Origin of the sequence: Streptomyces sp. NPDC014676 (assembly GCF_043084105.1) — a bacterium.
Lineage (GTDB): Bacteria > Actinomycetota > Actinomycetes > Streptomycetales > Streptomycetaceae > Streptomyces.
The window spans coordinates 37166-62977 of record NZ_JBIBZI010000004.1 but is presented as its reverse complement, the minus strand read 5'-3'; the positions used below and the strand labels follow the sequence as shown (position 1 = coordinate 62977).

Genomic DNA, 25812 nt, shown 5'->3' with positions numbered 1-25812 from the left:
GGCCGGCGTCCGTCGCGCGCCGTTCGACGCCGAGACCAATTGTGCCCACAGTCCGCCGCTATGCACGACACACAGTGGCCGACGATGGTTGTGCGCCTACCCCCTGGCTCAGCGTCCAAGGCGTCCGCGCACCATACCGACCAGCGAGTTGACTTCCTCGATCCGCATCCGGCGGGCGGCCACGAAGAAGACTCCGAACAGTACGGCCCCGCCGGCCAGCAGTGCCGCGAACGAGCCCAGGACGCCCTGGCCGAGTGTCTGCACGACCCCGTAGCAGGCCGCGCCGCTGAGCAGCGCGGCGGGGACGGAGGCGATGCACAGCCGGGCGTAGGTCCGCAGCACCCGGGCGCCGTCCAGATCCCCGCCCAGCCGCTTGCGCAGCCGGCGCCAGGCGACACCGACACCGATCACGTAGGCCAGGCCGTAGGAGGCGGCCATGCCGACCACGGCCCAGCGGGCCGGGAGCACGACGTAGCAGACGCCCGAGGCGACCGCGTTGCCCGCGGCCACGATGACCGTGTTGTAGAAGGGGGTTCGGGTGTCCTCGTACGCGTAGAAGGCCCGCAGGACGACGTACTGCACCGAATAGGGGATCAGGCCGAGGCCGAAGGCCATCAGCATGTAGCCCATGTTGGTGGCCGCTTCGGTGCCGGAGGAACCGAACATCAGCGTGCACATCGGGATGCCGAGCGAGACGAAGCCGAAGGCGATCGGCACGATCGCGACGGCCGTGGTGCGCAGGCCCTGGGAGATGTCGTCCCGGATGGCACCGCTGTCGTTCTCGGCCGCCGAGCGGGAGATACGGGGCAGCAGGGCGGCCATCAGGGAGACGGTGATGATGGCCTGGGGCAGGCCCCAGATCAGCTGGGCGTTGGAGTAGGCACTGAAGCCCGTTCCCGCGATGTCCGTGTCCTTCACCGACGCGGTCGCCAGCTGGGTGACGACCAGTGCGCCCGCCTGGTTGGCGAGGACGAACAGGATGGTCCACTTGGCGAGCATCGCCGCCTTGCCGAGGCCATGGCCCTTCCAGTCGAAGCGCAGGCGGATACGGAAGCCGGTCTCGCGCAGGTACGGGATCATCGCCAGGGCCTGGACGACGAGGCCGAGGAGAACGCCGACACCCAGCAGCCGCAGACCCTCCGGCGGGATGTTCGTGACCTCCATCTTCGAGTCCGCGGCGGTGCCGTAGACCCAGATGAAGGTGCCGAGGGTGACGATGATGACGATGTTGTTCAGGACCGGAGTCCACATCATCGCGCCGAACCGGCCGCGTACGTTGAGGATCTGACCCATCACCACGTGAACGCCCATGAAGAAGATCGAGGGCAGGAAGTAGCGGGTGAAGGTGACGGCGACGTCGTTGGCCGCGGGGTCGGTGGCGACCGGGACCGACAGCGCGCGCACCAGGAGCGGGGCGGCCAGCCATGCGAGGGCGGTGAGCGCGGCCAGGGCCACCATCACCAGTGTCAGCAGGCGGTTGGCGTAGGCCTCGCCGCCGTCCTCGTCCTCCTTCATCGCTCGCACGAGCTGCGGCACGAAGACGGAGTTGAGGCCGCCGCCGACGGTCAGGATGTAGATCATCGTCGGCAGCTGGTAGGCGATCTGGAACGACTCGCCCAGCAGGGCGAGGCCGAGCGCCGAGACGATCATCGCGGACCGGACGAACCCCGTGAGGCGGGACACCATCGTGCCCGCCGCCATCACGGCGCTCGACTTCAGCAGTCCCCCGGCCCGGCCGCCCTTCTTCGGGGCGGGAGCCGGTTCGGGTGCGGGAGCCTCGGCGACGGGAGGCGGCGTGGCGCCCGCGTAGTGGCCGGGCGTCGAGGACGCCGGTCCCGGCACCGGCGCGTAAGGCTGCCCGCTGTTCATCGGCGGGTGGGCCGGGTGTCCGCCGCCGGGCTGCCGGTGGTACCCGCCCCCCTGCTGGTCGGGGAAGGCGCCGCTCTGCTGCTGGTCGCGGAAGAGATGGGCGAAGGCGTCCGGCTCGTGGTGCTGGTCGCCGGCCTGGCCGACCAGGTCGTCCACGCCCACGAACTGCGTGGTGCGCGGGTCGTCGCCGTACGGCAGGTACTGCGTCGGTCCGTCCGGTTCCGGTGCGGGGGTCCGGGCCCACACCCGTGGGTCGGGAGCGTACGGAGACTGCGGCGGCTGCCCGTACAGCGGCTGCTGAGGAGGGTAGGCGCCGGGAGGAGGCGGTGGGTGCGCCGCGCGGTCGTAGAGCGCCTCGGCGACCGGGTCCTGGGCGGCGAGGTCGTGTGCCCGGTAGGGATCCTGGTCGTAGGCGTCCTGGAGGTACGGATCGGCGGGAGGCTGCGGCACCTGGTCGTGCCCGGGCGGCGGACCCTGCGGGGGGTCCGACTCGGGATGGCCCGAGTTGTCCGCGGCATGGCCGCGGTCACCGTCGTACGGCGCGTTCATGGTTACCCCACCTCATCGTCCCGGGCCCACCGGCCACGACATCCTCAACGGTCCACTCTCTCACCCGTGCCGGACGGGTCGGCGTTCCCCGGAGCGGTGTCCGGTGCCGGGTCACTCGGCTGCTCCGGGTCGCCCGCCCCGGAGTCCTGAGTGGGACGCTCCCCGGCGGTTTCCGGGTTCTGCGGGTCGTCGGCGTCCTCGTCCGCCTCGTGGTCCCGCTCCTGGGCCTCGCGGGCCGCGGCCCGCTTGCGCTGGGTGTACATCCGGAAGCCGGCGAGGACGAGCAGCAGCACGCCACCGCCGATGACCAGCATCACCGTGGCGGTGATCTCGGTGACCTTCACGTCGAACGTGACGGGCTCGCCGTACTTCTGGCCGTCCTGCGTGTACAGCTGGGCGACCACCGTCGCCCGTCCGTTGGCGTTGGCGGACGTGGTGAACTTCACCGACTGGCTGTGGCCGCCGGAGACCGCGACGGGCTGCTCCGTGTAGGCGTCCCCGTCGATCTCGAGACGGGTCGGGTTGGTCGAGGTGAGGCGCAGCACCAGGTGCTCGACGCCCTGCACCAGGTTGTTCTGCACCGTCACGGGGATGGTGGCGCTGCGGCCGGAGAGTTTCGTCTCCGACTTGTCGATCAGTCTGACCTGGCCGATCAGCGTGTCGAGGTAGGCCTCGACGCCGCTCCGGTAGATCGCGGCCTCCGACTGCCGACCCCGCCAGGACACGGACATCTCCCGGTTCAGGGCGCGCCCGAACGGGGTCACCACCCGGGACTGGTCGGAGAGGATCACCTTGAACTTGTCGAGCTTGGCCTGGGTCCTGGCGATCTGCTCGAACGTCGTCCGTGGCAGCTCGTGCTTGCGCAAGGAGGAGGGGTACGCGGAGGCCGAGGGGACCTTGGTGGTGGCGGCAGGGTCCGGCTGGGCCTTGGCGGCAGCCACGAGGCCCTCGGGCTCGGACCAGGTGCCGTCCTGGAGGATCGTGAGCGCCTCGGCCATCGTCCGGGCCTGGCTCGCGGACGGCGTGCGCTGCGGCGCGACGACGACGCTGCGCTGCTTCCCCGTCTGCAGACCGAGGGCCAGGCTCTGGGCCAGGAACCGCTGCACCGCGAGCGTGGAGGCGGAAGCCTTGGACATGTCGCCCTGGAACACCGTGGACAGCCGCGCATCCGCGACGACGGCCGTGGTGCCGCCGCCGATGGGCCGGGGCGCGGAGGGCGTGTACGACAGGCCGGTCTCCTCGAAGGTGTCGCTGCGGGCGATCACCTTGTCGGCTCCGGCGGATGTGGCGACCTTGACGATGGAGGGATCGACGGCGCCGTCGACGGGCCAGGCGAAGTCCGTGCTGGGCTTGACGTGGAGGATCGCGTCGACGGTGCTGGAGGCGACGTCGGTGGCTTCCTTGAGGTGGCTCAGCGAGCCGCTGACGGAGGTGCCGTTGTGGGCGAGGGAGGCCAGGTCGGGGTCGCCGAACGGCAGCGCGACGACCTCCTTGTCCGCCACGGCCTCCTGCACCTGAGTGAGCCAGTGCTTGGCGACCGCCTGGTGGCCGCCGACGACGGTGTCGTCACCCTCGCCGGGGACCTCGTACCGGTCGGTCATGGCCTCGACGGACGCCAGCAGGTCCGGATCGATCACCCAGGTGACATCGAGGTCCTTGCCCAGCGCCACCATCCGGTCCAGCCGGCCGCCCGGGGAGATCTCCTTGGCCAGGTCGTCGTCGTGGAAGACCGGCGTCTGCTGCTCGTCCGAACGCGTCTCCGCCGTCATGTGGGAGGTGGAGACCAAAGGCCACATGAACGTCGTCTTCGTCTTCGTGCCGGCGTCGTCGGGCTGCCACGGCAGGAAGGTCCGCTGGACACCGAGGGTCTGCGGCCACGGCTGGGCGGAGGTCTCCCCGGAGAGTGCCACGGCCAGCTGGTAGACGCCGTCCTGCCCGAGGTCCAGCTTGTCCACCGGCACCGAGATGCTGAAGGGCTGCGAGATGCCGGGGGTGAGCTTGTCGAATTCCTCGGCGTACTTGTCGCCGACCTCCGAGCCGAAGACGTTCTGCACGTCGGTGCTGTTCTTGGCGACGCTGTCGATGCCCGAGCGGGTGTTCAGCAGCGGTCCCACACGCAGCCCCACGTGGGCGTCGGTGACGGTCTGCCTGCCCTTGTTGGTCACCGTTCCGGACACGGTGACCGTGTCGTCTTCGGTGGGGACGGCGGGGGTGAGGGTGTCGACCGAGACGGAGACCGAGCCCGCGCCGGAGGCGGCCTGCGTCGCGTCCGCCCCTGCGGCGTCCGCGGGGGGCGCGGCGGGCAGCTGGACGAGTCCCGTCAGCAGGGGCACTCCGGCGAGCAGGGCTCCGGTGCGCCGCAGCCAACGGCGGGCAGGTGAGGGACTCGTCCCCTGGAAGTCTGCCGCCTCGGCCACGCGCTCGCCCGTCCCTCGTCTTCGTCAGTGTTCGTCGGAATGTGCGTCCACGCATGGTAACGATGTGCGCTGGGAGGAAGTGCCGCGGACCGGTCCACAAGATCGGGGAACGTGGGCTTGTCCGTGTATCGGCCGGGGTGTCCGCGCGCGTTATGGAGGAGCCCCCGGCGGTTCGGGCCACGTACCCTCTTCTGTTGTGCCGAACGCCAACGAAGAGACCAGTGCCCTGAGCCAGGCGCAGGACCGCGCCGTGAGTGAACTGCTGCGGGTCGCCCCTGTCGCCGACGACCTCGCCCGCCGCTTCCAGGAGGCCGGGTTCTCACTCGCCCTGGTGGGCGGCTCGGTGCGGGACGCGCTGCTCGGACGCCTCGGCAACGATCTGGACTTCACGACCGATGCCCGCCCGCAGGACGTACTGAAGATCATGCGTCCCTGGGCGGACGCCGTCTGGGACGTCGGGATCGCCTTCGGCACGGTCGGCGCACAGAAGGAGGCCCGCGTCGGGGACGCCGCCCGGAGCTTCCAGATCGAGGTGACCACCTATCGCTCGGAAGCGTACGACCGCACCTCGCGCAAGCCGGAGGTGTCGTACGGCGACTCCATCGAGGAAGACCTGGTCCGCCGTGACTTCACGGTGAACGCGATGGCTGTCGCGCTGCCGGAGAAGCGGTTCATCGATCCGCACGGCGGTCGTGCCGATCTGGCCGCGCGGGTGCTGCGCACCCCGGGCACACCCGAGGAGTCCTTCTCGGACGATCCGCTGCGGATGATGCGGGCCGCCCGTTTCGCCGCTCAGCTCGACTTCGAGGTGGCACCCGAGGTCGTCACGGCGATGAAGGAGATGGCCGGACGCATCGAGATCGTTTCCGCCGAGCGCGTACGGGACGAGCTGAACAAGCTGATCCTCTCCACACACCCGCGCAAGGGCCTGTCCCTGCTCGTGGACACCGGGATCGCCGCATACGTGTTGCCCGAGCTGCCGGCCCTGCACCTGGAACGGGACGAGCACCACCGGCACAAGGACGTCTACGACCACACGCTGATCGTCCTGGAGCAGGCGATGGCCCTGGAGGAGGACGGCCCCGACCTGACCCTTCGCCTGGCGGCCCTGCTGCACGACATCGGCAAGCCGCGCACGCGCCGCTTCGAGAAGGACGGCCGCGTCTCGTTCCACCACCACGAGGTGGTCGGGGCGAAGATGACCAAGAAGCGCATGACGGCGCTCAAGTACTCCAACGAGCTGGTGAAGGACGTCTCGCGTCTCGTCGAGCTCCATCTGCGCTTCCACGGCTACGGCATGGGAGAGTGGACGGACTCCGCCGTGCGTCGTTATGTCCGTGACGCCGGACCGCTCCTCGGCCGGCTCCACAAGCTGACCCGTTCGGACTGCACGACCCGCAACAAGCGCAAGGCCGCGGCGCTATCGCGCGCGTACGACGGTCTGGAGGAGCGGATCGCCCAGCTTCAGGAGCAGGAGGAGCTGGACGCCATCCGCCCGGACCTCGACGGCAACCAGATCATGGAGATCCTCGGCGTCAAGCCGGGCCCGGCCGTCGGTCAGGCGTACAAGCATCTGCTGGAGCTCCGTCTGGAGAACGGCCCGATGGGATACGACGCGGCGGTGGCGGCACTCAAGGAGTGGTGGTCCGGGCAGCAGGGCTGAGAGCGTGCAGCGGGGTCATGTTTCACGTGAAACATGACCCCGCTGACATGACGAGGGCGGTGTTTCACGTGAAACACCGCCCTTCAAGTCTGCGTGGAAGTGTTACTTCACTTCCTTGAGGCAGAGGACCACGTTGTGGCTGCTGTCGCCCGTCTGGTAGTAGGAGATCGTCGCCTCCTTGACGGCCTCGCACTTCGAGTCGTCGCTGGTGTTGTCGAACTTTTCGACGACCTCGTACTGGGCGTCGCTCGAAGAGCAGTCCACCGTCTTGAGGTCCGGGCTGATCTGCGTGCCCTCGTTGTGCATGCAGCTGCCCACGGACGTGGTCTCAGCGTCGCTCTGGCCGAAGAACCACTTGCCCACACCGATGAGCACCGCGATGACGATGAAGCCGACGATGCGCAGCATCTTCTTGCTGAAGCGCCCGGCGGGAGCGGGCGGCGGGACCGGCGCGCCCGGCGGGGGGAACCCGGGCTGGCCTGCCTGCTGCGGGAAGGTGGCCGGGTTCTGAGGCTGGCCGTGGGGCTGCGTCTGGCCCTGTGCGAACGGATTGCCCTGGGGCGGCGGAGTGGTCACTTGAGGTCCCCCTGAAACATGGGTGCATGGCGCGAAAGACGCGTTGATAAGACGCACGTAAGCTACCGGCCCGCACTGACAAGTCCGTAGCCCAATAAGGCTCTGTGGCGTTGATGTGACACTTACTGACGCTCAAAACGTGCCATAACCCCAGTTACTGCTCCGTAGATAACGGCGATCGTTACCACCAGCGGAACCGACCGGCCGTCCGGCGGGAGCATCAGGGCGGCCACTCCCGCGGCGCCGACGAAGGCCACGTTGAACAGGACGTCGTACACGGAGAAGATCCGGCCGCGGAAGTCGTCGTCGACGCAGGCCTGGATGATGGTGTCCGTGGCGATCTTCGCGCCCTGGGTGGTCAGACCCAGGACGAACGCCCCGGCCAGCAAGGGGCCGGAGGCGAAGGGCAGACCGAACGCCGGCTCCAGAACGGCCGCCGCCGCGGCGCACACCATGATCCAGCGGCCGGGACCGAGCCGCCCCGCGGCCCAGGGCGTGAGGACGGCCGCGGCGAAGAAGCCGGCGCCGGACACCCCCAACGCCAGCCCCAGCAGGGCGAGACCCTCGTCGGTGGTCGACGTCAGGGCGTACCGGCAGAGCATCAGCAGCATGACGAGCATCGCGCCGTAGCAGAACCGCATGAGCGACATCGCGGTGAGCGCCCAGGCGGCCTCCCTGCGCCGGGGCGCGGCGAGGTGCCGTACGCCCGCCGTCAGGTCACGAGCGGTTCCGGTGAGTGCCGTGGCCAGCCGGGTACGTACCAGGGCCCGGTCGGGACCGAGCAGTTCCCTCGTCATGCGCAGCGATGCCATGGCCGCGCACAGGTACAGCACGGCGCCCACGAGTACCACGGCCGCGTCGGAGTCGGCGACGACCAGGCGGACGACGAAGGCGAGCCCGCCGCCCGCGGTCGCGGCGAGCGTTCCGGCGGTCGGGGACAGGGAGTTGGCGACGATCAGCCGCTCGCTGTCCACCACGCGCGGCAGCGCGGCGGACAGCCCGGCGAGGACGAAGCGGTTGACGCCCGTGACGCACAGGGCGGCGACGAAGAGGAGCCAGTCGGGCACCCGGCCGAGGATCAGGAGGGCGGTCACCGAGGCCATCAGGGCGCGCAGCAGGTTGCCGTACAGGAAGACCTGACGGCGGCGCCAGCGGTCCAGGAGGACTCCCGCGAAGGGACCGACCACGGAGTACGGGAGGAGCAGAACCGCCATCGCGGAGGCGATCGCGGCGGCCGACGTCTGCTTCTCGGGGGAGAAGACCACGTAGGCGGCGAGCGCGACCTGGAAGACGCCGTCGGCGCCCTGGGAGAGCAGCCGGACGGCGAGCAGGCGCCTGAAGCCCTGGAGACGCAGCAGGACGCGCAGGTCACGGACGACGGCCATGGGGCACAGCCTCACATACGGAGAGGGTCTCCGGGCCATGCGACCCGGAGACCCTCAACTGCCCACAGTGGGCAGGTCTTAGCGCTCGACCTCACCCTGGATGAACTTCTCGACGTTCTCGCGGGCCTCGTCGTCGAAGTACTGCACCGGCGGGGACTTCATGAAGTACGAGGACGCCGAGAGGATCGGGCCGCCGATGCCCCGGTCCTTGGCGATCTTCGCGGCGCGCAGGGCGTCGATGATGACACCGGCGGAGTTCGGGGAGTCCCAGACCTCGAGCTTGTACTCCAGGTTCAGCGGGACGTCACCGAACGCGCGGCCCTCCAGGCGGACGTAGGCCCACTTGCGGTCGTCCAGCCAGGCCACGTAGTCGGACGGACCGATGTGGACGTTCTTCTCGCCGAGGTCCCGGTCGGGGATCTGCGAGGTGACGGCCTGCGTCTTGGAGATCTTCTTGGACTCGAGGCGGTCGCGCTCGAGCATGTTCTTGAAGTCCATGTTGCCGCCGACGTTCAGCTGCATCGTGCGGTCCAGGACGACGCCCCGGTCCTCGAACAGTTTCGCCATGACGCGGTGCGTGATGGTGGCGCCGACCTGGGACTTGATGTCGTCACCGACGATCGGGACGCCCGCCTCGGTGAACTTGTCCGCCCACTCCTTGGTGCCGGCGATGAAGACCGGGAGGGCGTTGACGAAGGCGACCTTGGCGTCGATGGCGCACTGGGCGTAGAACTTCGCCGCGGCTTCGGAGCCGACGGGCAGGTAGCAGACGAGGACGTCGACCTGCTTGTCCTTGAGGACCTGGACGACGTCGACCGGGGCCTCGGCGGACTCCTCGATGGTCTCCCGGTAGTACTTGCCGAGACCGTCGAGGGTGTGGCCGCGCTGGACCTGGACGCCGCTGTTCGGCACGTCGCAGATCTTGATGGTGTTGTTCTCGGAGGCGCCGATGGCGTCCGCGAGGTCCAGGCCGACCTTCTTGGCGTCCACGTCGAAGGCGGCGACGAACTCGATGTCACGGACGTGGTAGTCGCCGAACTGGACGTGCATCAGGCCCGGGACCTTGGACGCCGGATCGGCGTCCTTGTAGTACTCGACGCCCTGCACCAGCGATGCGGCGCAGTTGCCCACGCCGACGATGGCTACGCGAACCGAACCCATTCCGGTTGCTCCCTGTGTGTACGAGTGAGGCCCTTCAGGGGTCTCACGTGGCGGTGTCGTCGGGCGTATCCGGCCGGGGGTCGTCCCCGGTCCGGGGCAGGTCGCCCGTCGCTCCAGATGTGGTGTCCTGCTGAGCGGGTCCCCCGGTGGCGGACCCCTTCAGGTCCCGCCCGGCCCGCTCGCTCTCGATGAGCTCGTTCAGCCAGCGCACTTCGCGCTCCACGGACTCCATTCCGTGGCGCTGGAGCTCGAGCGTGTAGTCGTCGAGGCGCTCCCGGGTCCGGGCCAGGGAGGCGCGCATCTTCTCGAGGCGTTCCTCCAGCCGGCTACGGCGGCCCTCGAGCACGCGCATGCGCACGTCGCGCGACGTCTGCCCGAAGAAGGCGAACCGGGCGGCGAAGGTCTCGTCCTCGTACGCGTCCGGCCCCGTCTGGGAGAGCAGCTGTTCGAAGTGCTCCTTACCCTCCGCCGTCAGCCGGTAGACGATCTTGGCGCGGCGCCCCGCGAGCGGAGCGGCGAGGGCGTCCTCGGTGGTGTTCCCCGGTTCCTCGATCAACCAGCCGTTGGCGAGCAGCGTCTTGAGGCAGGGATAGAGCGTCCCGTAGCTGAACGCACGGAACACACCCAGTGACGTATTGAGTCGTTTGCGCAGCTCGTAGCCGTGCATCGGGGATTCGCGGAGCAGGCCGAGTACGGCGAACTCGAGGATCCCGGAACGCCGGCTCATCGTCGCCTCCCCTCTGCCGCGGTCGTGCCGTGACGGTCTCGTGTGCGGCTCGTCGCCACCTTTATGCCGAGCTGATGTATCGACTCGATACATCACGACGATAGAACGGCCTTCCGGATGCGACAAGGGGCGGAAAAGTGAACGGGATCACATCGTCGATTGATAGGGAGCAAGTTGCCTGATTTGAGGTGAACTTCTGTGCTCGGCGGGTTTTGACGGTGCGTAGTCTGTGCGCCATGCATAGCACCGGGAACCGAGTGACGCCTGGGGACGTCTTGCTCCCCGGTGCGGTACGGGTGAATGCGGGAAGCACCGCATCCGTACTTCGGGGGGACCGGAAACCAGCCGCCGTTTCCAGGCGCGCAAGGGTGCGCCTGCCCGAGGAGTAGTCGTTCGATGAGCGAGCACCGTCGCAAACCGCCGCAGCCGCAGGGAGGCGGACGTGCCGCGGCCCGACGCGGCCAGTCCGGCTCGTCCTCCGGCCGCCGCGCGGCACCGCGAGGCGCCACCGGGTCTCCGTCCGATTCCTATGGGTCGGGCTCCCGTGGCCCCGGGGGTGAGGAGCATACGTACGGCAGCCGCGCCGAGGCACGACGTGCGGCACAGAGAGGCGGAGGCCGCCGAGCCGGCGCCGCCGGCCCCGGCCGGGGCGGGGGGCGCTCGGCCCCACCCGGAAAGAAGCGGATCATCGACTATCCGCGCTTCGACAAGGACGGCTGGCGCCGCTGGACACCGTCCTGGAAGCTCGTGTCCGGCCTGTGCATCGCGTTCTTCGGAAGCCTGGTCGCCGTGGCGGGGATCGGGTACGCGATGGTGAGCGTGCCCAGTGAGGAGAACGCCGCGGCGCGGTCCGAGAACAACGTCTACTACTGGGCCGACAAGACCCAGATGGTCGCCACCGGCAGCGGCCAGAACCGGCAGAACGTCACGATCGACCGCATCCCCGAGGCCATGCAGTGGGCGGTGATCTCGGCCGAGAACAAGAGCTTCTACGAGGACTCGGGCATCGACCCCATGGGTATCGCCCGGGCGCTTGGCAACATGGCGACGGGTGGTGACACCCAGGGCGGCTCGACGATCACCCAGCAGTTCGTGAAGAACACCTACCTGAGCCAGGACCAGACGGTCTCCCGGAAGTTCAAGGAGATGTTCATCTCGATCAAGGTGGGCACCAAGCTCACCAAGAAGGAGATCCTCCAGGGCTACCTGAACACCTCGTACTACGGTCGTGGCGCCTACGGCATCCAGGCCGCCGCCCAGACCTACTACGGCAAGGACGCGGTCAATCTCACGCCCAGCGAGTGCGCCTTCCTCGCCGCCCTGCTCAAGGGGCCGACGTACTACGACCCCGCGGGCAACGTGAACCTCGACTCCTCCGCCACCGCCGAGAAGAACCGCGAGCGTTCCGAGGAGCGCTGGAGCTGGATCCTCGAGCAGATGCACGCGGACAAGCACCTTTCGGGCGCCGAGTACCAGAAGGCGATCAAGGAGTACCCCGAGCCCCAGGGCCGTAAGGCGATCAAGGGCATGACCGGTCAGATCAGCTATCTCGTCGACACGGCGAAGCGCTACGTCCTGAAGAACTCCGACATCACGGAGGCGCAGTTCGACCAGGGCGGCTACCAGATCTACACGACCTTCGAGAAGGACAAGGTCGAGGCGCTGGCCAAGGCCGTGAAGAAGGTCGAGGAGGAGAAGCTCGACCCGAAGAAGAACGAGCTGGACCGGCACGTCCAGTTCGGCGCGGCGTCGGTGAAGCCCAATGACGGCGCGATCGTCGCTCTCTACGGCGGTGCCGGCTTCGAGAACGGCCACTTCAACAACAACGCGGACACCTCCGGTGTCCCCGTCGGCTCGACGTGGAAGCCGTTCGTGCTGGCCGCCGCGATGCAGCACGGAACGTACAAGACGAACGGTGAGGGCATCTCGCCGCAGAGCAAGTACAACGGCAATGATCACCTGCAGATCAGGAACAACGACGGTTCCCTCGTCCTCAAGAAGGACAACACGCCCTTCTACCAGGAGAACGAAACCGACTACAAGTGGGGTTACATCACCCTGCACAAGGCGATGGAGCAGTCCGTCAACACCCCCTTCGTGCAGCTCGGCATGGACGTGGGGATGAAGAACGTGGCGGACCTCGCCGAGAAGTCCGGCATCCTGAAGCAAAGCTTCTCCGGGCAGCTGGAAGCGTCTTTCGCCCTCGGTACGTCGACTCCCAGCGCGATCCGCATGGCCGACGCCTACGCGACCTTCGCGGCGTCCGGCAAGCAGGCCGACCCGTACTCGGTGACTGCGGTCAAGCACAAGGGGACGGAGCTGCCCGGCTTCGAGAAGCCGCGCATCAAGCAGGCGATGCCCGAGAAAGTGGCGCACAACGTCACCGAGGTCCTCGAGAACGTGATCGAGAACGGTACCGGTTACAAGGCGCAGGAACTGGGGCGTAGAGCAGCCGGCAAGACGGGTACGACCGACAAGAACAAGTCCGCGTGGTGGGTCGGCTACACCCAGCAGCTCGCGACCTCGGTCGCCATGTTCCGCGAGGACCCCAAGGATCACAAACTGCTCTCCATGAACGGCACGGCGGGTGAGAAGTCCATCCACGGTGGTGACGTTCCCACCCAGATCTGGACCGAGTACATGAAGGTCGCCCTGGAGGGCGAGGAGGACCCCGGATTCCCCGAGGCCGAGGAGATCGGCAAGATCGCGGACGGGATCGGAGCGCCGTCTCCCACTCCGACCGCCACGGAGACCGAGGAAGAAGAGGAGAAGGAGACGCCGTCGGCGCCTGCGTCGCCCACGCAGACCGAGACCACACCGCCGCCACCGACCAACACCGCCACGTGCGGACCGTTCGACTTCAACTGTGAAGACGACGGTGAGGAGGAAACGGGCGGTACGGACAACGGCGGTACGGACAACGGCGGCACGGACGGAGGGGCGAGCAGTTCGCCGGATCCCACGTCCAGCAGTGACACCGGGAACAGCAGAGGCAACGGCAACGGAGGCGGTCTCTTCGGAGGCTCCACGGGCTGACCGGCGCACCGCTCCTCGCGTGTGAGATCGGTCTTCGGTATCCGCTTACGTGGATACCGAAGACCGATCTTTTCCTTTGTGCTGGAAAAGTGATGCGATGCCATGGATCGGATGGGTTCCCGTCGTTCGGTCGAATTGGTTTTCCTGCGAGATGTGCGGAGCTTTCGGTTGGTCGGTCCGGTGAGTCGCCGCTCGACGAGGTCGAGTCGGCAGGCGATGGCCGGGGCGATTCGCAAGAGGGAGTGCGGCGCCGCGGCAGGCGCTTGTGTGCGGGGTCTCTCGTGCGATTGGAATCAGCCAATCGACGGAAGAAGGGTCCATGCGCACCTTTTGCGCAGATCATGTTCCTTGCTTCCTCGTTCCGGCCGTGCGAGTCTGCTTCTCCAGGTGATCAAGAGATTTCTGGGAGGGGAAATGAAAAAGGCGGCGAGGTTCGGTCTTCCCATGGCCGGCGCCATGTTGTTCCTTGGAATGGCGACGAGCCCGGCACAGGCGGCAAGCTACTCCGCATCCTGTTCCACCACCGGTGCCACGGGGTCCGCTGCCATCAGCGGGTGGGAATGGGGGCAGGCCGGCATACCCGACGTCACTCTCAAGGTGAAGGACACGCTGGCCGACGGCCATCACGTGCGGGTGCGGCTGTATGTGGTGTACGCCGATGAGACGTACTACTTCCCCTGGCGTGAGAATTACGATGGAAACGGTGCCACTAAAACGTGGGACACGTATGTCTCGGGACCGGGCAATATTTTTGACGCCGGGGTTCAGGTTGCCCGCTATGAGGGGAACGACCAGCTCAACTACTGTACGCAGAGGATCAACCTGTAGTGAATCAGGGCACGAAGTCCGGCGACGGTAGTCGCCGGATGTGTGCTTCCTGGTGGCGATGAAGTCATCCGAAAGCACTGGCTCCTCGCTCCGAACGGGACTGGTGAGCATTGATGATCGGTGAGGGTTCCGCCGGTTCCGTTTCCTTCCGTGCTCCACGTGCCCCACGAATGCGTGGAGCACGTCTCATGACTTGCTCCCGGCCTCAGGGGCGCCGGGCCCGCACCAGGCGCCGACCGGTCCGGTCGACCGGGAGGTCGGTGTGCGGATCGCGCGCTGTGGAGGGCGGTTGCGGGCGGAGGGCGCCGAGACGGAGGAAGAGCGGTCCGTGCCCGTCAGTAGCCATGAGCCGCTGACGGGCACGGACACGGTTTTCCGCCGCGCCACAGGACACCGGCCTCAATGACGCATCCGCGAACGGCGTCGGCTGCGGACCTGAGCCTGGGGAGTCCCGGAGACTTACGGCAGGATGTGCGGCATGCCCAGTGGAGAATCGACGCAAGCGAGCGTCCACGAGCCGGAGCCGGTGCGGCCGACCGAGGAGGACCGGGTCGCCGCGGCCGGCAGCGAGCTGATCGGTGGTCCGCTCGGACGGCGTGCTCTGACCGGGACCTCCTGGTGGACCCCGGTGCGAGTGATCGCGCTCGTGGCGATCGGCATGTTCGCCCTCGGTCTGGTGCAGAAGGCACCCTGCTACAACGGCGCCTGGTTCTTCGGCGCGAGCTCCCAGTACACGCATGCGTGCTACTCGGACATCCCGCACCTCTACCAGGGACGCGGCTTCGCCGACGGACTGGTGCCGTACTTCGACAGGCTTCCCGGGGACATGGAGTACCTCGAGTACCCGGTGCTGACCGGCCTGTTCATGGAGGTCGCCGCCTGGCTCACCCCCGGCAGCGGCAGCATCCAGGACCAGGAGCAGTGGTACTGGATGGTCAACGCCGGGATGCTCATGGCGTGTGCGGCCGTCATCGTCGTCTGCGTGACCCGTACGCATGCGCGGCGGCCCTGGGACGGACTGCTGGTCGCCCTGGCACCGGCCTTCGCGCTGACCGCGACCATCAACTGGGACCTGCTGGCGATCGCTCTGACGGCCGCCGCGATGTTGATGTGGTCGCGGGGGCGCTCCCTCGCCTTCGGTGTCCTCCTCGGGCTCGCCACGGCCGCCAAGCTCTACCCCGTGCTGCTGCTCGGGCCGCTGCTGGTGCTGTGCTGGCGCGCGGGACGATGGCGGGCGTACGGCACGGCCCTGGGCGGCGCGGCCGTCGCCTGGCTCGTCGTGAACGGGCCCGTGATGCTCTTCGCGTTCGACGGCTGGTCGAAGTTCTACACGTTCAGCCAGGAGCGAGGCGTCGACTTCGGATCCTTCTGGCTGATCCTGGCGCAGAACTCGGACGACCCGCTGAGCACCGACACGGTCAACACGCTCGCCACGGCGCTGATGCTGCTGTGCTGCGTGGGTGTCGCGGCCCTCGCGCTCACGGCCCCCCGTCGGCCGCGTTTCGCCCAGCTCGTCTTTCTGATCGTCGCGGCGTTCATCCTCACCAACAAGGTCTACTCACCGCAGTACGTTCTGTGGCTGGTGCCGCTGGCGGCCCTCGCCCGGCCGAAGTGGCGGGACTTCCTCGTCTGGCAGGCCTGTGAGGTGGCGTACTTCCTGGGCATCTGGATGTATCTCGCCTACACGACCAGCGGGGACGCCCACAAGGGACTGCCCACCGACGGCTACCACTGGACGATCGGCGTGCATCTGCTGGGGACGCTCTACCTGTGTGCCATGGTCCTGCGCGACATCCTGAAGCCGGAGCGGGACCCGGTGCGCCGGTCCGGTGACGACGACCCCTCGGGCGGGGTGCTGGACGGGGCAGAGGACGTGTTCGTGCTCGGGCCGGCTGCTCGCCCCGCTCATCACGCGGCCCGCGTCGAGGGGCCTCCGGTCGAATGGGGCAGGACGGAAACCACCAGCGGTTCGCTCTGAGCGAACAAAACGGAGGGTGACGCCCCCTCAGGGCGCGGGAAAGGCCGTACACGGGAGAACCGTGTACGGCCTTTCCCGCTGTCAGCGCGTGGAGGGCCTTCTCGCCGTCAGCGGTCGACGAGCCGGTCGAACTGCGTGGTGGTGTGCCGGAGATGGGCCACCAGTTCCTCGCCCACCGTCGGCTCCGGCGCGTCCGCGGGCACGAACAGGATCGACACCTGCATGTGCGGCGGCTCGGCGAACCAGCGCTGCTTGCCGCCCCAGACGAACGGCGAGAGGTTGCGGTTGACCGTGGCGAGGCCGGCGCGGGCGACGCCCTTGGCCCGCGGCATGACGCCGTGCAGCGCCTTGGGGGCCTCCAGACCCACTCCGTGCGACGTACCGCCCGCCACGACCACCAGGTAGCCGTCGGAGGCGGCCTTCTGCTGCCGGTAGCCGAACCGGTCGCCCTTGGCGACGCGTGTGACGTCCAGGACGGCGCCCCGGTACTCGGTGGCCTCGTGGTCCCCCAGCCAGAGCCGGGTGCCGATCCGGGCGCGGAAGCGGGTCTGCGGGAACTGCTGCTGCAGCCGGGCGAGGTCGTCGGCCTTGAGGTGGCTCACGAACATGGTGTGCAGCGGGAGACGGGCCGCCCGCAGGCGGTCCATCCAGCCGATGACCTCCTCGACGGCGTCCGAGCCGTCGGTGCGGTCCAGCGGCAGGTGGATGGCGAAGCCCTCCAGCCGGACGTTCTCTATCGCGGAGTGCAGCTGAGGCAGGTCCTGCTCGCTGATGCCGTGCCGCTTCATCGAGGACATCACCTCGATGACCACCCGGGCGCCGACCAGGCCGTACACGCCGTCGACGGACGACACCGAGCGGATGACCCGGTCGGGCAGCGGCACCGGCTCCTCGCCGCGTCGGTACGGCGTCAGCACCAGCAGGTCACCGCCGAACCAGTCCTTGATCCGGGCGGCCTCGTACGTCGTGCCGACGGCGAGGACGTCCGAGCCCAGCCGGGTGGCCTCCTCGGCCAGCCGCTCGTGGCCGAAGCCGTAGCCGTTGCCCTTGCAGACCGGGACCAGCCCCGGGAACTGCTCCTGCACGTGCTTGTGATGCGCCCGCCAGCGCGCGGTGTCGACGTAGAGCGTGAGCGCCATGGCCGGACCTGGAACCTTTCTCGTGGCTGCGGTGTATCAGAGGTATGGGAGCGAATGGAGCCGCCGGAGCGGCGCAGCAGAGGTCAGCGGCGCGACATGTAGATGTCGAGCGCCTTGTGGAGCAGCTTGTTCAGCGGGAAGTCCCACTCGCCGAGGTACTCGGCGGCCTGGCCGCCGGTGCCCACCTTGAACTGGATCAGACCGAAGAGGTGGTCGGTCTCGTCCAGCGAGTCGGAGATGCCGCGCAGGTCGTAGACGGTCGCGCCGAGCGCGTAGGCATCGCGCAGCATCCGCCACTGCATCGCGTTCGAGGGCCGGACCTCGCGGCCGATGTTGTCGGAGGCGCCGTAGGAGTACCAGACGTGCCCGCCGACGATCAGCATCGTCGCCGCGGACAGGTTCACGCCGTTGTGCCGGGCGAAGTACAGCCGCATGCGGTTGGGATCCTCGGTGTTGAGGGCCGACCACATGCGCTGGAAGTACGACAGCGGGCGGGGCCGGAAGTGGTCGCGCACGGCCGTGATCTCGTACAGCCGCTGCCACTCGGGCAGATCGTCGTAGCCGCCCTGGACGACCTCGACGCCGGCCTTCTCCGCCTTCTTGATGTTGCGGCGCCACAGTTGGTTGAAGTTCTTGTGGACATCTTCCAGGGCGCGGTTGGCCAGCGGCACCTGGTAGACGTAACGGGGCTGGACGTCCCCGAAGCCGGCGCCTCCGTCCTCGCCCTGCTGCCAGCCCATGCGGCGCAGCTTGTCGGCGACCTCGAAGGCGCGGGGCTCGATGAAGTCGGCCTCCAGATCGCGCAGGCGCTTGACGTCCTGGTCCTGAATGCCGCGCTTGATGGTGGGGGCCTCCCAGCGCCGGATGATCACGGGCGGACCCATCTTCACCGAGAACGCGCCCTGCTGCTTCAAGTGGGCGAGCATCGGCTCGATCCATTCCTGGAGATTCGGCGCGAACCAGTTGATGACCGGGCCCTCGGGCAGGTAGGCGAGGTAACGCTTGATCTTGGGCAGCTGCCGGTAGAGCACAAGACCCGCGCCGACCATCTCGCCGGTCCGGTCGTCGAACCAGCCGAGGTTCTCCGAGCGCCATTCCGCCTTGACATCAGCCCAGGCCGGGACCTGCATGTGACTCGCCGACGGCAGACTCTGGATATAGGCCAGATGCTGCTCTCGACTGATGGTCCTCAGGGTCAGGCTCATTCGGGGCGCTCCTCGGGCTGGTGTGTCCCCATGGGTTCAGGGGCTCCGGCTCTCGCGCGAAGCCTACTGCGCCTCGGGGGCGCCCCGGTTGGGCGCACGGGACCTTCGCCCCGGCCCGTCGCCGACCGAGGCGTTCGACGATGTTCGGAAGAGGGGGTGCCCGACGTCAGCCGAAGAGGCCCCCGTGCGCCATGCCCAGGAAGAACCCGACCGCCGCGGCACCCAGACCCAGAACGAGGCCGAATCGCTCGCGGGTCGTCACCGAGATCCACTGGCCGTACGCGCCGGTGAGGATCCCCACCAGGCCGGTCCAGGAGCTGAGCAGGTGCAGGTGGTGGAACATCGCCGTGATGAAGGACGTGATGCCCAGCGCCAGGGTCACCGCCATGAGGGTGTCCTGGAGCGGGTGGGGTTTGCCGTCCGTGGCGAAAAGGCCTCCGGCGGTGTTGGGTCGCAATGCCTGTGCCATGGGGCACCTCCTGCGAAAGGCGGCGGATCGTAGCGCCGTACACACCCGATGTGTACAGATTGACTGTCCCCGCGGCCGGATTTCAACCGGAAGCCGCTGTGCGGGTACTCTGTACCGTCCGCACCGGTCTCTGTCCGGACAGAGCCAGGCAAGCCGAGGAAGGGCCACGGTCCGCCCCGGCCGGCCTGGGAGATCGCCGCCCGACCTCGATTGTCAGTGGCGGCTGTTTTACTGACAGGCATCGTTGCGGCAACGCATCACGACCCTCCTGCCACGGAACGACCGTGGCCGCTGAGTCCAAAGGAGGTGGGTTCCACATGCGTCACTACGAGGTGATGGTCATCCTCGACCCCGACACCGAGGAGCGCGCTGTCTCCCCGCTGATCGAGAACTTCCTCTCTGTCGTCCGTGACGGCGGCGGAAAGGTCGAGAAGGTCGACACCTGGGGCCGTCGTCGTCTCTCGTACGAGATCAAGAAGAAGCCCGAGGGCATCTACTCGGTCATCGACCTGCAGGCCGAGCCTGCGGTCGTCAAGGAGCTCGACCGCCAGATGAACCTGAACGAGTCGGTCCTCCGGACCAAGGTCCTCCGCCCCGAGACCCACTGAGCTCTCCCGCTCAGTTGATCCCGGGACTCGAGTAGCAGCACAAGCAGCCAGCAGCAAACCCGCCGAGAGGTTCCCCATGGCAGGCGAGACCGTCATCACGGTCGTCGGCAATCTTGTCGACGACCCCGAGCTGCGCTTCACCCCGTCCGGTGCGGCCGTCGCGAAGTTCCGTGTCGCGTCGACCCCCCGCACCTTCGACCGTCAGACGAACGAGTGGAAGGACGGCGAGAGCCTGTTCCTGACCTGCTCGGTCTGGCGTCAGGCGGCGGAGAACGTCGCCGAGTCGCTCCAGCGAGGCATGCGCGTCATTGTGCAGGGCCGGCTGAAGCAGCGGTCCTACGAGGACCGTGAGGGCGTCAAGCGCACGGTCTACGAGCTGGACGTCGAGGAAGTCGGCGCCAGCCTGCGCAACGCCACGGCCAAGGTCACCAAGACCGCCGGCCGCGGTGGTCAGCAGGGTGGTGGCGGCTACGGCGGCGGTGGCGGCCAAGGTGGCGGCGGCTGGGGCGGCGGCCCCGGCGGTGGCCAGCAGGGCGGCGGCGCTCCTGCCGACGACCCGTGGGCGACCGGCGCTCCCGCCGGTGGCCAGCAGGGCGGCGGCGGCTGGGGCGGTGGCTCCGGCGGCAACAGCGGCGGCGGCTACTCGGACGAGCCCCCCTTCTAGGCGGGGCCGTACCCACACTTCTTGATCACACAGGAGAAACATCATGGCGAAGCCGCCTGTGCGCAAGCCTAAGAAGAAGGTCTGCGCATTCTGCAAGGACAAGGTCACGTACGTGGACTACAAGGACACGAACATGCTGCGGAAGTTTATTTCCGACCGCGGCAAGATCCGTGCCCGCCGCGTGACCGGCAACTGCACGCAGCACCAGCGTGACGTCGCCACGGCCGTCAAGAACAGCCGTGAGATGGCGCTGCTGCCCTACACCTCCACCGCGCGATAAGGGAAGGGTGACCGACTCATGAAGATCATCCTCACCCACGAGGTCTCCGGCCTCGGTGCCGCGGGCGACGTCGTCGACGTCAAGGACGGTTACGCTCGCAACTACCTGGTTCCGCGGAAGCTCGCGATCCGCTGGACCAAGGGCGGCGAGAAGGACGTCGAGCAGATCCGTCGTGCTCGCAAGATCCACGAGATCCAGACCATCGAGCAGGCCAACCAGGTGAAGGCCCAGCTCGAGGGCGTCAAGGTCCGCCTGGCCGTCCGCTCCGGCGACGCCGGTCGTCTCTTCGGTTCCGTCACCCCGGCCGACATCGCTTCGGCGATCAAGGCCGCCGGTGGTCCCGAGGTCGACAAGCGCCGCATCGAGCTGGGTTCGCCGATCAAGACGCTGGGCGCTCACGAGACGTCCGTGCGTCTGCACCCCGAGGTGGCCGCCAAGGTCGCCATCGAGGTCGTCGCCGGCTGAGTGCCGCGCTCGCTGAAGCAGTGAGCATGGGGGCCGCATCCTTCGGGGTGCGGCCCCCATCGCCGTGTTCCACGTGAAACGGTCAGCGTGCGGCGCCCGTGACGATCCAGCGGCCGGAGCGGGTGCGGAGCCACAGGGTCAGCATCCGCACGGTCATCATGAGCGTCATCGTGGCCCACAACGCGGTGAGTCCGCCCCCGAGTGAGGGGACCAGCAGGGCGGCGGGAGTGAACACCGCGAGGGTCAGCAGCATCGCCCAGGCCAGGTACGGCCCGTCGCCCGCGCCCATCAGGACTCCGTCCAGAACGAAGACGACGCCGCAGATCGGCTGGGACAGCGCCACCAGCACCAGGGCGGGCAGCGCCGCGTCCGTGACCGTGGCATCACTGGTGAACAGGGGCAGGAACACTGGCCGGGCGAGCACCACCAGGACGCCGAGGACGACACCGACCGCGATACCCCACTCGACCATGCGGCGGCATGCCTCACGGGCACCCCGGTCGTCGCCGGCGCCCAGATAACGCCCGATGATGGCCTGTCCGGCGATGGCGATGGCGTCCAGCGCGAAGGCGAGCAGGCTCCACAGGGAGAGGATGATCTGGTGGGCCGCGATCTCGGAGTCGCCGAGACGGGCGGCGACGGCTGTCGCGATCATCAGGATCGCCCGGAGTGAGAGGGTCCGGACCAGCAGGGGGACGCCCGCCCGGGCGGACGCCCTGATCCCGGCGGCGTCCGGGCGCAGCGACGCCCCGTGCCTGCGTGCTCCGCGCAGCACCACGGCCAGGTAGGCCGAGGCCATGCCGCACTGTGCGATGACGGTGCCCCAGGCGGAGCCCGCGATGCCCAGGCCGGCGCCGTAGACCAGGGCGACATTGAGCACACCGTTGGCGGCGAAGCCGGCGATGGCGACGTAGAGCGGTGTTCTGGTGTTCTGCAGTCCGCGCAGGACACCGGTCGCGGCGAGCACGACCAGCATGGCCGGTATGCCGAGTGTGGAGATCCGCAGATAGGTGGTCGCGTGAGGAGCCGCTGTGCCGGAGGCGCCGAAGAGGTTCACGAGGGCGGGTGCCGTGGGCAGGACGACGGCCATGACGGTGGCGCCGAGGAGCAGGGCCAGCCAGATTCCGTCCATGCCCTGACGGATGGCCGAAGGGAGGTCGCCGGCTCCGACGCGCCGGGCGACGGCGGCCGTGGTGGCGTAGGCCAGGAAGACGAAGACGCTGACGGCGGTCATCAGGAGGGCTGAGGCGACGCCGAGACCGGCGAGTTGTGCCGTGCCCAGATGGCCGACGACGGCGCTGTCCGCCATGACGAAGAGCGGCTCGGCGACGAGGGCGCCGAAGGCGGGGACTGCCAGCATGACGATTTCACGGTCATGCCGCCGTCGAGCGGCTCCGGGCCGCGCGGGAGCCTGTGTCATGTGCACCAATCTAATCGTCCACAGGTAAGAGATGCAAAGCTTTGTAGACCCTTACTTTGCGGCTCCGGGTGTGGGCTCGGGTACATCGCATGAAGCGATCTTGAGCCGACTGGGCAACTTTTTCTTCTGCACAGCCGGTGGATGATGAAAATGCAGGTCACAGCCCTGTGGATGTCAAAAGTTTGGGCTTGTTCACAGGGCTGTCCACCGGCTCGTGCACAGGTTTCGCGGAGTTCTCCACAGCATTGGGCCGGTCGTCCACAGGGCCTGTGGATAACCAGATTGGCTGACGGTGCCGACGGGCCTACGGTGGTCCGGCGCTCGCTCCGTCCACCGGTTTCAGAAACGCCACAAATCCGGCGCGCGACAACTGGAGTTGGGCCTCTTAATTTGTCAGTGCCGTGCCGTAGAACAGAGAGGCACGGCGAGGTCCGTTCCGGCGGACGGGAGGAGGTGGCTCGGTGAGCATTTCCGAGCCCTTGGACGACCCGTGGGCCGAGAGCGGACCCAGTGATCGTCTGCCCGCCTCCCGTCGCCGCGAGGACCGGGGCAGGGGCCGCGACGAGCAGCACGACCGCGGCCGGGACAACGGCGCGTGGGACGGCGGGGGCTCCGCGTTCGAAAGGGTGCCACCGCAGGACCTCGATGCCGAGCAGTCCGTGCTGGGCGGCATGCTGCTGTCCAAGGACGCCATCGCCGACGTCGTCGAGATCCTCAAGGGCCACGACTTCTACAAGCCGGCCCACGAGACCATCTACACGGCCATCCTCGACATCTACGCCAAGGGCGAGCCGGCCGACCCCATCACCATCGCCGCGGAGCTGACCAAACGCGGTGAGATCAACAAGGTCGGCGGGGCCTCGTACCTGCACAACCTCGTCCAGACGGTTCCCACGGCGGCCAACGCGGCCTACTACGCGGAGATCGTGCACGAGCGCGCCGTGCTGCGCCGCCTGGTCGAGGCCGGCACGCGCATCACACAGATGGGATACGCGGCCGACGACGACGTCGACGAGATCGTCAACCGCGCGCAGGCGGAGATCTACGCGGTCACCGAGCAGCGCACCAGCGAGGACTACCTGCCGCTCGGCGACATCATGGAGGGCGCCCTCGACGAGATCGAGGCGATCGGATCGCGCAGTGGCGAGATGACCGGTGTGCCCACCGGGTTCACCGACTTCGACTCGCTCACCAACGGCCTGCACCCGGGGCAGATGATCGTCATCGCCGCGCGTCCCGCGATGGGCAAGTCGACGCTCGCCCTGGACTTCGCACGGGCCGCGTCCATCAAGAACAACCTGCCCAGCGTCATCTTCTCGCTGGAAATGGGGCGCAACGAGATCGCGATGCGCCTGCTCTCCGCCGAGGCGCGCGTCGCCCTGCACCACATGCGCTCCGGCACGATGACCGACGAGGACTGGACACGTCTGGCGCGCCGGATGCCGGACGTCTCCGCGGCACCGCTCTACATCGACGACTCCCCGAATCTGTCGATGATGGAGATCCGCGCCAAGTGCCGTCGCCTGAAGCAGCGCAACGATCTGAAACTGGTCGTCATCGACTACCTCCAGCTGATGCAGTCCGGCGGGTCCAAGCGGGCCGAGAGCCGCCAGCAGGAGGTCTCGGACATGTCCCGTAACCTCAAGCTGCTCGCCAAGGAGCTGGAGATCCCGGTCATCGCGCTCTCCCAGCTCAACCGTGGCCCCGAGCAGCGCACGGACAAGAAGCCGATGGTCTCCGACCTGCGTGAGTCCGGGTCCATCGAGCAGGACGCCGACATGGTCATCCTGCTGCACCGCGAGGACGCCTACGAGAAGGAGTCCCCGCGCGCGGGTGAGGCGGACCTGATCGTGGCGAAGCACCGAAACGGTCCGACGGCCACGATCACGGTTGCCTTCCAGGGCCACTACTCGCGCTTCGTGGACATGGCGCAGACCTGACCTGTTCCTGCTGAACTGAGGGCATGACGACACCTCATCAGGAAGAACTGCTGCCCGGTACGCGTCGGGCGCTGCTGCACAGGATCGCCGTCGCCCAGAGCGAAGGACGCGCGCCGTCGCTCGTGGCGGCCGTGGTGCGGGGCGGGAAGACCGTGTGGGCGGGGGCGCGGACGTCGGTGGAAGGACACGCTCCGGACGAGCACGTGCAGTACCGGATCGGTTCGATCACCAAGACCTTCACGGCCGTTCTGGTGCTCCGGCTGCGCGACGAGGGAGCGCTCGATCTCGCCGATCCGCTGGAGAAGCACCTGCCGGGTACGGGCGTGGGCGACGCGACCGTCGCCGAACTGCTGGCCCACAGCGGCGGGTTGGCCGCCGAGACGCCCGGCCCCTGGTGGGAGCGGACCCCTGGTTCCCTGCGCCCCGGCCTCGCCGACGTGCTGGGCGAGCGGCCCCTGCTGCATCCCGCCGGTCGGCGGTTCCACTACTCGAATCCCGGATACGCGTTGCTCGGCGCCCTGGTCGAGAAGCTGCGCGGTGCCTCGTGGGAGGAGGTGCTTCGGCGCGAAGTGCTCGTACCTCTGGGCCTGCGTCGCACGACCGTGCGCGCGGAGGCGCCGCACGCGGGTGGCTGGGCGGTGCATCCGTGGGCCGATGTGATGCTGCCCGAGCCTCTGGAGGATCTCGGGGTGATGGCGCCCGCCGGTCAGCTGTGGTCCACCGCAGCCGATCTGGCGCGTTTCGCCGCCTTCCTGACCGAGGGCGACGAACGGGTGCTGAGCGCCGAGTCGTTGCGGGAGATGAGGACGCCGGCCGCGCCGGTCGAGGCGGCGGACGTGGCGAGCGGCTACGCGTACTGCCTGGGCATGGAGATCCGTCACCAGCACGGACGTTCTCTCGTCGGGCACACGGGCTCGCTGCCGGGCTTCCTCGCCTGCCTCACGATCGGCGTGGCGGACGATGTGAGCGCGGTGGTCCTGGCCAACTGCACGTCCGGGCCGGCGCCGTTCACGGTCGCCGCCGACCTCGTCCGGATCGTCGCCGAGGCGGAACCGCGTATCCCGGCTCCCTGGCGGCCGCTGCGAGAGGCGGACCCGGCGGTACTGGAACTGGTGGGGCAGTGGTACTGGGGGACGTCCGCGTTCGCGCTCCGGCTCCGGGCCGACGGTCTCGTCTCGTTGGAGCCGCTGTCCGGCAACGGCCGGCGCTCACGTTTCCGTCCGGCGGAGGACGGCACCTGGGTGGGCCTGGAGGGCTACTACGCCGGAGAACTCCTCAAGCCCGTACGGCGATCGGACGGCTCGCTGAGCCATCTTGACCTGGGCTCTTTCGTGTTCACGCGTCAGCCGTACGACGAGAAGGCTCCTGTGCCGGGCGGAGTGGACCCGCAGGGGTGGCGGGGTATCGGTTAGCGTCCAGGAATGCGTGCGGGG

20 protein-coding genes are annotated in these 25812 nt (G+C 68.3%); 10 read left to right on the top strand and 10 right to left on the bottom strand.

Features of this window, described 5'->3' with window-relative positions; genetic code table 11:
• Window positions 1-108 precede the first annotated feature (108 nt).
• Together murJ and ACF1DX_RS12915 are read right to left on the bottom strand one after the other, a co-directional pair.
• Window positions 109-2418, bottom strand: a complete 2310-nt coding sequence (gene murJ / locus ACF1DX_RS12920; RefSeq protein ID WP_391791242.1) for a murein biosynthesis integral membrane protein MurJ — start codon at window positions 2416-2418, stop codon at window positions 109-111.
• Window positions 2419-2462: 44 nt separating this feature from the next.
• Window positions 2463-4835, bottom strand: coding sequence for a DUF6049 family protein (locus ACF1DX_RS12915; RefSeq protein ID WP_391791241.1), 2373 nt, complete (start codon window positions 4833-4835; stop codon window positions 2463-2465).
• A gap of 196 nt (window positions 4836-5031) precedes the next feature.
• Here ACF1DX_RS12915 and ACF1DX_RS12910 point away from each other — a divergent pair, with 196 nt between their 5' ends.
• Complete coding sequence (locus ACF1DX_RS12910) at window positions 5032-6498, top strand: CCA tRNA nucleotidyltransferase (protein ID WP_391791240.1); 1467 nt, start codon at window positions 5032-5034, stop codon at window positions 6496-6498.
• Window positions 6499-6600: 102 nt separating this feature from the next.
• Here the strand turns inward: ACF1DX_RS12910 and ACF1DX_RS12905 are convergent, their stop codons facing one another.
• From ACF1DX_RS12905 to ACF1DX_RS12890, 4 genes are all read right to left on the bottom strand, one after another.
• A complete protein-coding gene (locus ACF1DX_RS12905) occupies window positions 6601-7074 on the bottom strand; it encodes a hypothetical protein (protein ID WP_391791239.1) in 474 nt (157 codons plus the stop codon).
• Window positions 7075-7196: 122 nt separating this feature from the next.
• On the bottom strand, window positions 7197-8459 hold the full coding sequence (locus ACF1DX_RS12900; RefSeq protein WP_391791238.1) for an MFS transporter: 1263 nt from the start codon (window positions 8457-8459) through the stop codon (window positions 7197-7199).
• 78 nt (window positions 8460-8537) lie between these two features.
• Window positions 8538-9620, bottom strand: a complete 1083-nt coding sequence (locus tag ACF1DX_RS12895; RefSeq protein ID WP_391791237.1) for an inositol-3-phosphate synthase — start codon at window positions 9618-9620, stop codon at window positions 8538-8540.
• Between the two features lie 43 nt (window positions 9621-9663).
• Entirely contained in the window at window positions 9664-10347 is a 684-nt protein-coding gene (locus ACF1DX_RS12890; RefSeq protein ID WP_391791236.1) for a helix-turn-helix transcriptional regulator, read from the bottom strand.
• Between the two features lie 396 nt (window positions 10348-10743).
• Between ACF1DX_RS12890 and ACF1DX_RS12885 the strand changes: the two genes are divergently transcribed.
• The 3 genes from ACF1DX_RS12885 (at window position 10744) to ACF1DX_RS12875 (ending at window position 16189) form a co-directional block, all read left to right on the top strand.
• Window positions 10744-13383 (top strand): transglycosylase domain-containing protein, encoded by a 2640-nt coding sequence (locus tag ACF1DX_RS12885; protein ID WP_391791235.1) that lies wholly within the window; start codon window positions 10744-10746, stop codon window positions 13381-13383.
• A gap of 387 nt (window positions 13384-13770) precedes the next feature.
• Window positions 13771-14211, top strand: coding sequence for a hypothetical protein (locus ACF1DX_RS12880; protein WP_391791234.1), 441 nt, complete (start codon window positions 13771-13773; stop codon window positions 14209-14211).
• Window positions 14212-14680: 469 nt separating this feature from the next.
• Complete coding sequence (locus tag ACF1DX_RS12875) at window positions 14681-16189, top strand: glycosyltransferase family 87 protein (RefSeq protein WP_391791233.1); 1509 nt, start codon at window positions 14681-14683, stop codon at window positions 16187-16189.
• A 107-nt stretch (window positions 16190-16296) separates the two neighbouring features.
• Here the strand turns inward: ACF1DX_RS12875 and ACF1DX_RS12870 are convergent, their stop codons facing one another.
• From ACF1DX_RS12870 to ACF1DX_RS12860, 3 genes are all read right to left on the bottom strand, one after another.
• Window positions 16297-17328, bottom strand: coding sequence for an alanine racemase (locus tag ACF1DX_RS12870; protein WP_030857077.1), 1032 nt, complete (start codon window positions 17326-17328; stop codon window positions 16297-16299).
• An 83-nt stretch (window positions 17329-17411) separates the two neighbouring features.
• Window positions 17412-18533, bottom strand: a complete 1122-nt coding sequence (gene femX / locus ACF1DX_RS12865) for a peptidoglycan bridge formation glycyltransferase FemX (RefSeq protein WP_391791232.1) — start codon at window positions 18531-18533, stop codon at window positions 17412-17414.
• Window positions 18534-18699: 166 nt separating this feature from the next.
• The gene (locus ACF1DX_RS12860; RefSeq protein ID WP_391791231.1) at window positions 18700-19002 is read right to left on the bottom strand and encodes a hypothetical protein; all 303 of its coding nucleotides are present in this window, start codon (window positions 19000-19002) and stop codon (window positions 18700-18702) included.
• Between the two features lie 317 nt (window positions 19003-19319).
• Here ACF1DX_RS12860 and rpsF point away from each other — a divergent pair, with 317 nt between their 5' ends.
• The 4 genes from rpsF (at window position 19320) to rplI (ending at window position 21019) form a co-directional block, all read left to right on the top strand.
• Window positions 19320-19610, top strand: a complete 291-nt coding sequence (gene rpsF, locus ACF1DX_RS12855) for a 30S ribosomal protein S6 (RefSeq protein WP_004929252.1) — start codon at window positions 19320-19322, stop codon at window positions 19608-19610.
• A 76-nt stretch (window positions 19611-19686) separates the two neighbouring features.
• Entirely contained in the window at window positions 19687-20274 is a 588-nt protein-coding gene (locus ACF1DX_RS12850; RefSeq protein WP_391791230.1) for a single-stranded DNA-binding protein, read from the top strand.
• A gap of 43 nt (window positions 20275-20317) precedes the next feature.
• Window positions 20318-20554 (top strand): 30S ribosomal protein S18, encoded by a 237-nt coding sequence (gene rpsR, locus ACF1DX_RS12845; RefSeq protein WP_003949403.1) that lies wholly within the window; start codon window positions 20318-20320, stop codon window positions 20552-20554.
• 18 nt (window positions 20555-20572) lie between these two features.
• Complete coding sequence (rplI, locus tag ACF1DX_RS12840) at window positions 20573-21019, top strand: 50S ribosomal protein L9 (RefSeq protein WP_030857086.1); 447 nt, start codon at window positions 20573-20575, stop codon at window positions 21017-21019.
• 82 nt (window positions 21020-21101) lie between these two features.
• On the opposite strand, the gene ACF1DX_RS12835 is transcribed toward rplI, so the two are convergent.
• Window positions 21102-22439: an MATE family efflux transporter gene (locus tag ACF1DX_RS12835; protein WP_391791229.1), complete on the bottom strand. Its 1338-nt coding sequence runs from the start codon at window positions 22437-22439 to the stop codon at window positions 21102-21104.
• Between the two features lie 461 nt (window positions 22440-22900).
• On the opposite strand from ACF1DX_RS12835, the gene dnaB reads away from it, so the two are divergent.
• Both dnaB and ACF1DX_RS12825 read left to right on the top strand, forming a co-directional pair.
• Complete coding sequence (dnaB, locus tag ACF1DX_RS12830; protein WP_391791228.1) at window positions 22901-24379, top strand: replicative DNA helicase; 1479 nt, start codon at window positions 22901-22903, stop codon at window positions 24377-24379.
• Between the two features lie 23 nt (window positions 24380-24402).
• Window positions 24403-25791: a serine hydrolase domain-containing protein gene (locus tag ACF1DX_RS12825; RefSeq protein WP_391791227.1), complete on the top strand. Its 1389-nt coding sequence runs from the start codon at window positions 24403-24405 to the stop codon at window positions 25789-25791.
• Window positions 25792-25812: the final 21 nt, after the last annotated feature.

What these genes read in the sequence shown, in the direction of transcription:
- murJ (WP_391791242.1), bottom strand. Translation starts at nt 2,418, where the DNA reads ATGAACGCGCCGTACGACGGTGACCGCGGCCATGCCGCGGACAACTCG.
- ACF1DX_RS12900 (WP_391791238.1), bottom strand. Translation starts at nt 8,459, where the DNA reads ATGGCCGTCGTCCGTGACCTGCGCGTCCTGCTGCGTCTCCAGGGCTTC.
- ACF1DX_RS12895 (WP_391791237.1), bottom strand. Translation starts at nt 9,620, where the DNA reads ATGGGTTCGGTTCGCGTAGCCATCGTCGGCGTGGGCAACTGCGCCGCA.
- ACF1DX_RS12890 (WP_391791236.1), bottom strand. Translation starts at nt 10,347, where the DNA reads ATGAGCCGGCGTTCCGGGATCCTCGAGTTCGCCGTACTCGGCCTGCTC.
- ACF1DX_RS12885 (WP_391791235.1), top strand. Translation starts at nt 10,744, where the DNA reads ATGAGCGAGCACCGTCGCAAACCGCCGCAGCCGCAGGGAGGCGGACGT.
- ACF1DX_RS12875 (WP_391791233.1), top strand. Translation starts at nt 14,681, where the DNA reads ATGTGCGGCATGCCCAGTGGAGAATCGACGCAAGCGAGCGTCCACGAG.
- ACF1DX_RS12870 (WP_030857077.1), bottom strand. Translation starts at nt 17,328, where the DNA reads ATGGCGCTCACGCTCTACGTCGACACCGCGCGCTGGCGGGCGCATCAC.
- femX (WP_391791232.1), bottom strand. Translation starts at nt 18,533, where the DNA reads ATGAGCCTGACCCTGAGGACCATCAGTCGAGAGCAGCATCTGGCCTAT.
- ACF1DX_RS12860 (WP_391791231.1), bottom strand. Translation starts at nt 19,002, where the DNA reads ATGGCACAGGCATTGCGACCCAACACCGCCGGAGGCCTTTTCGCCACG.
- rpsF (WP_004929252.1), top strand. Translation starts at nt 19,320, where the DNA reads ATGCGTCACTACGAGGTGATGGTCATCCTCGACCCCGACACCGAGGAG.
- ACF1DX_RS12850 (WP_391791230.1), top strand. Translation starts at nt 19,687, where the DNA reads ATGGCAGGCGAGACCGTCATCACGGTCGTCGGCAATCTTGTCGACGAC.
- rpsR (WP_003949403.1), top strand. Translation starts at nt 20,318, where the DNA reads ATGGCGAAGCCGCCTGTGCGCAAGCCTAAGAAGAAGGTCTGCGCATTC.
- rplI (WP_030857086.1), top strand. Translation starts at nt 20,573, where the DNA reads ATGAAGATCATCCTCACCCACGAGGTCTCCGGCCTCGGTGCCGCGGGC.
- ACF1DX_RS12835 (WP_391791229.1), bottom strand. Translation starts at nt 22,439, where the DNA reads ATGACACAGGCTCCCGCGCGGCCCGGAGCCGCTCGACGGCGGCATGAC.
- ACF1DX_RS12825 (WP_391791227.1), top strand. Translation starts at nt 24,403, where the DNA reads ATGACGACACCTCATCAGGAAGAACTGCTGCCCGGTACGCGTCGGGCG.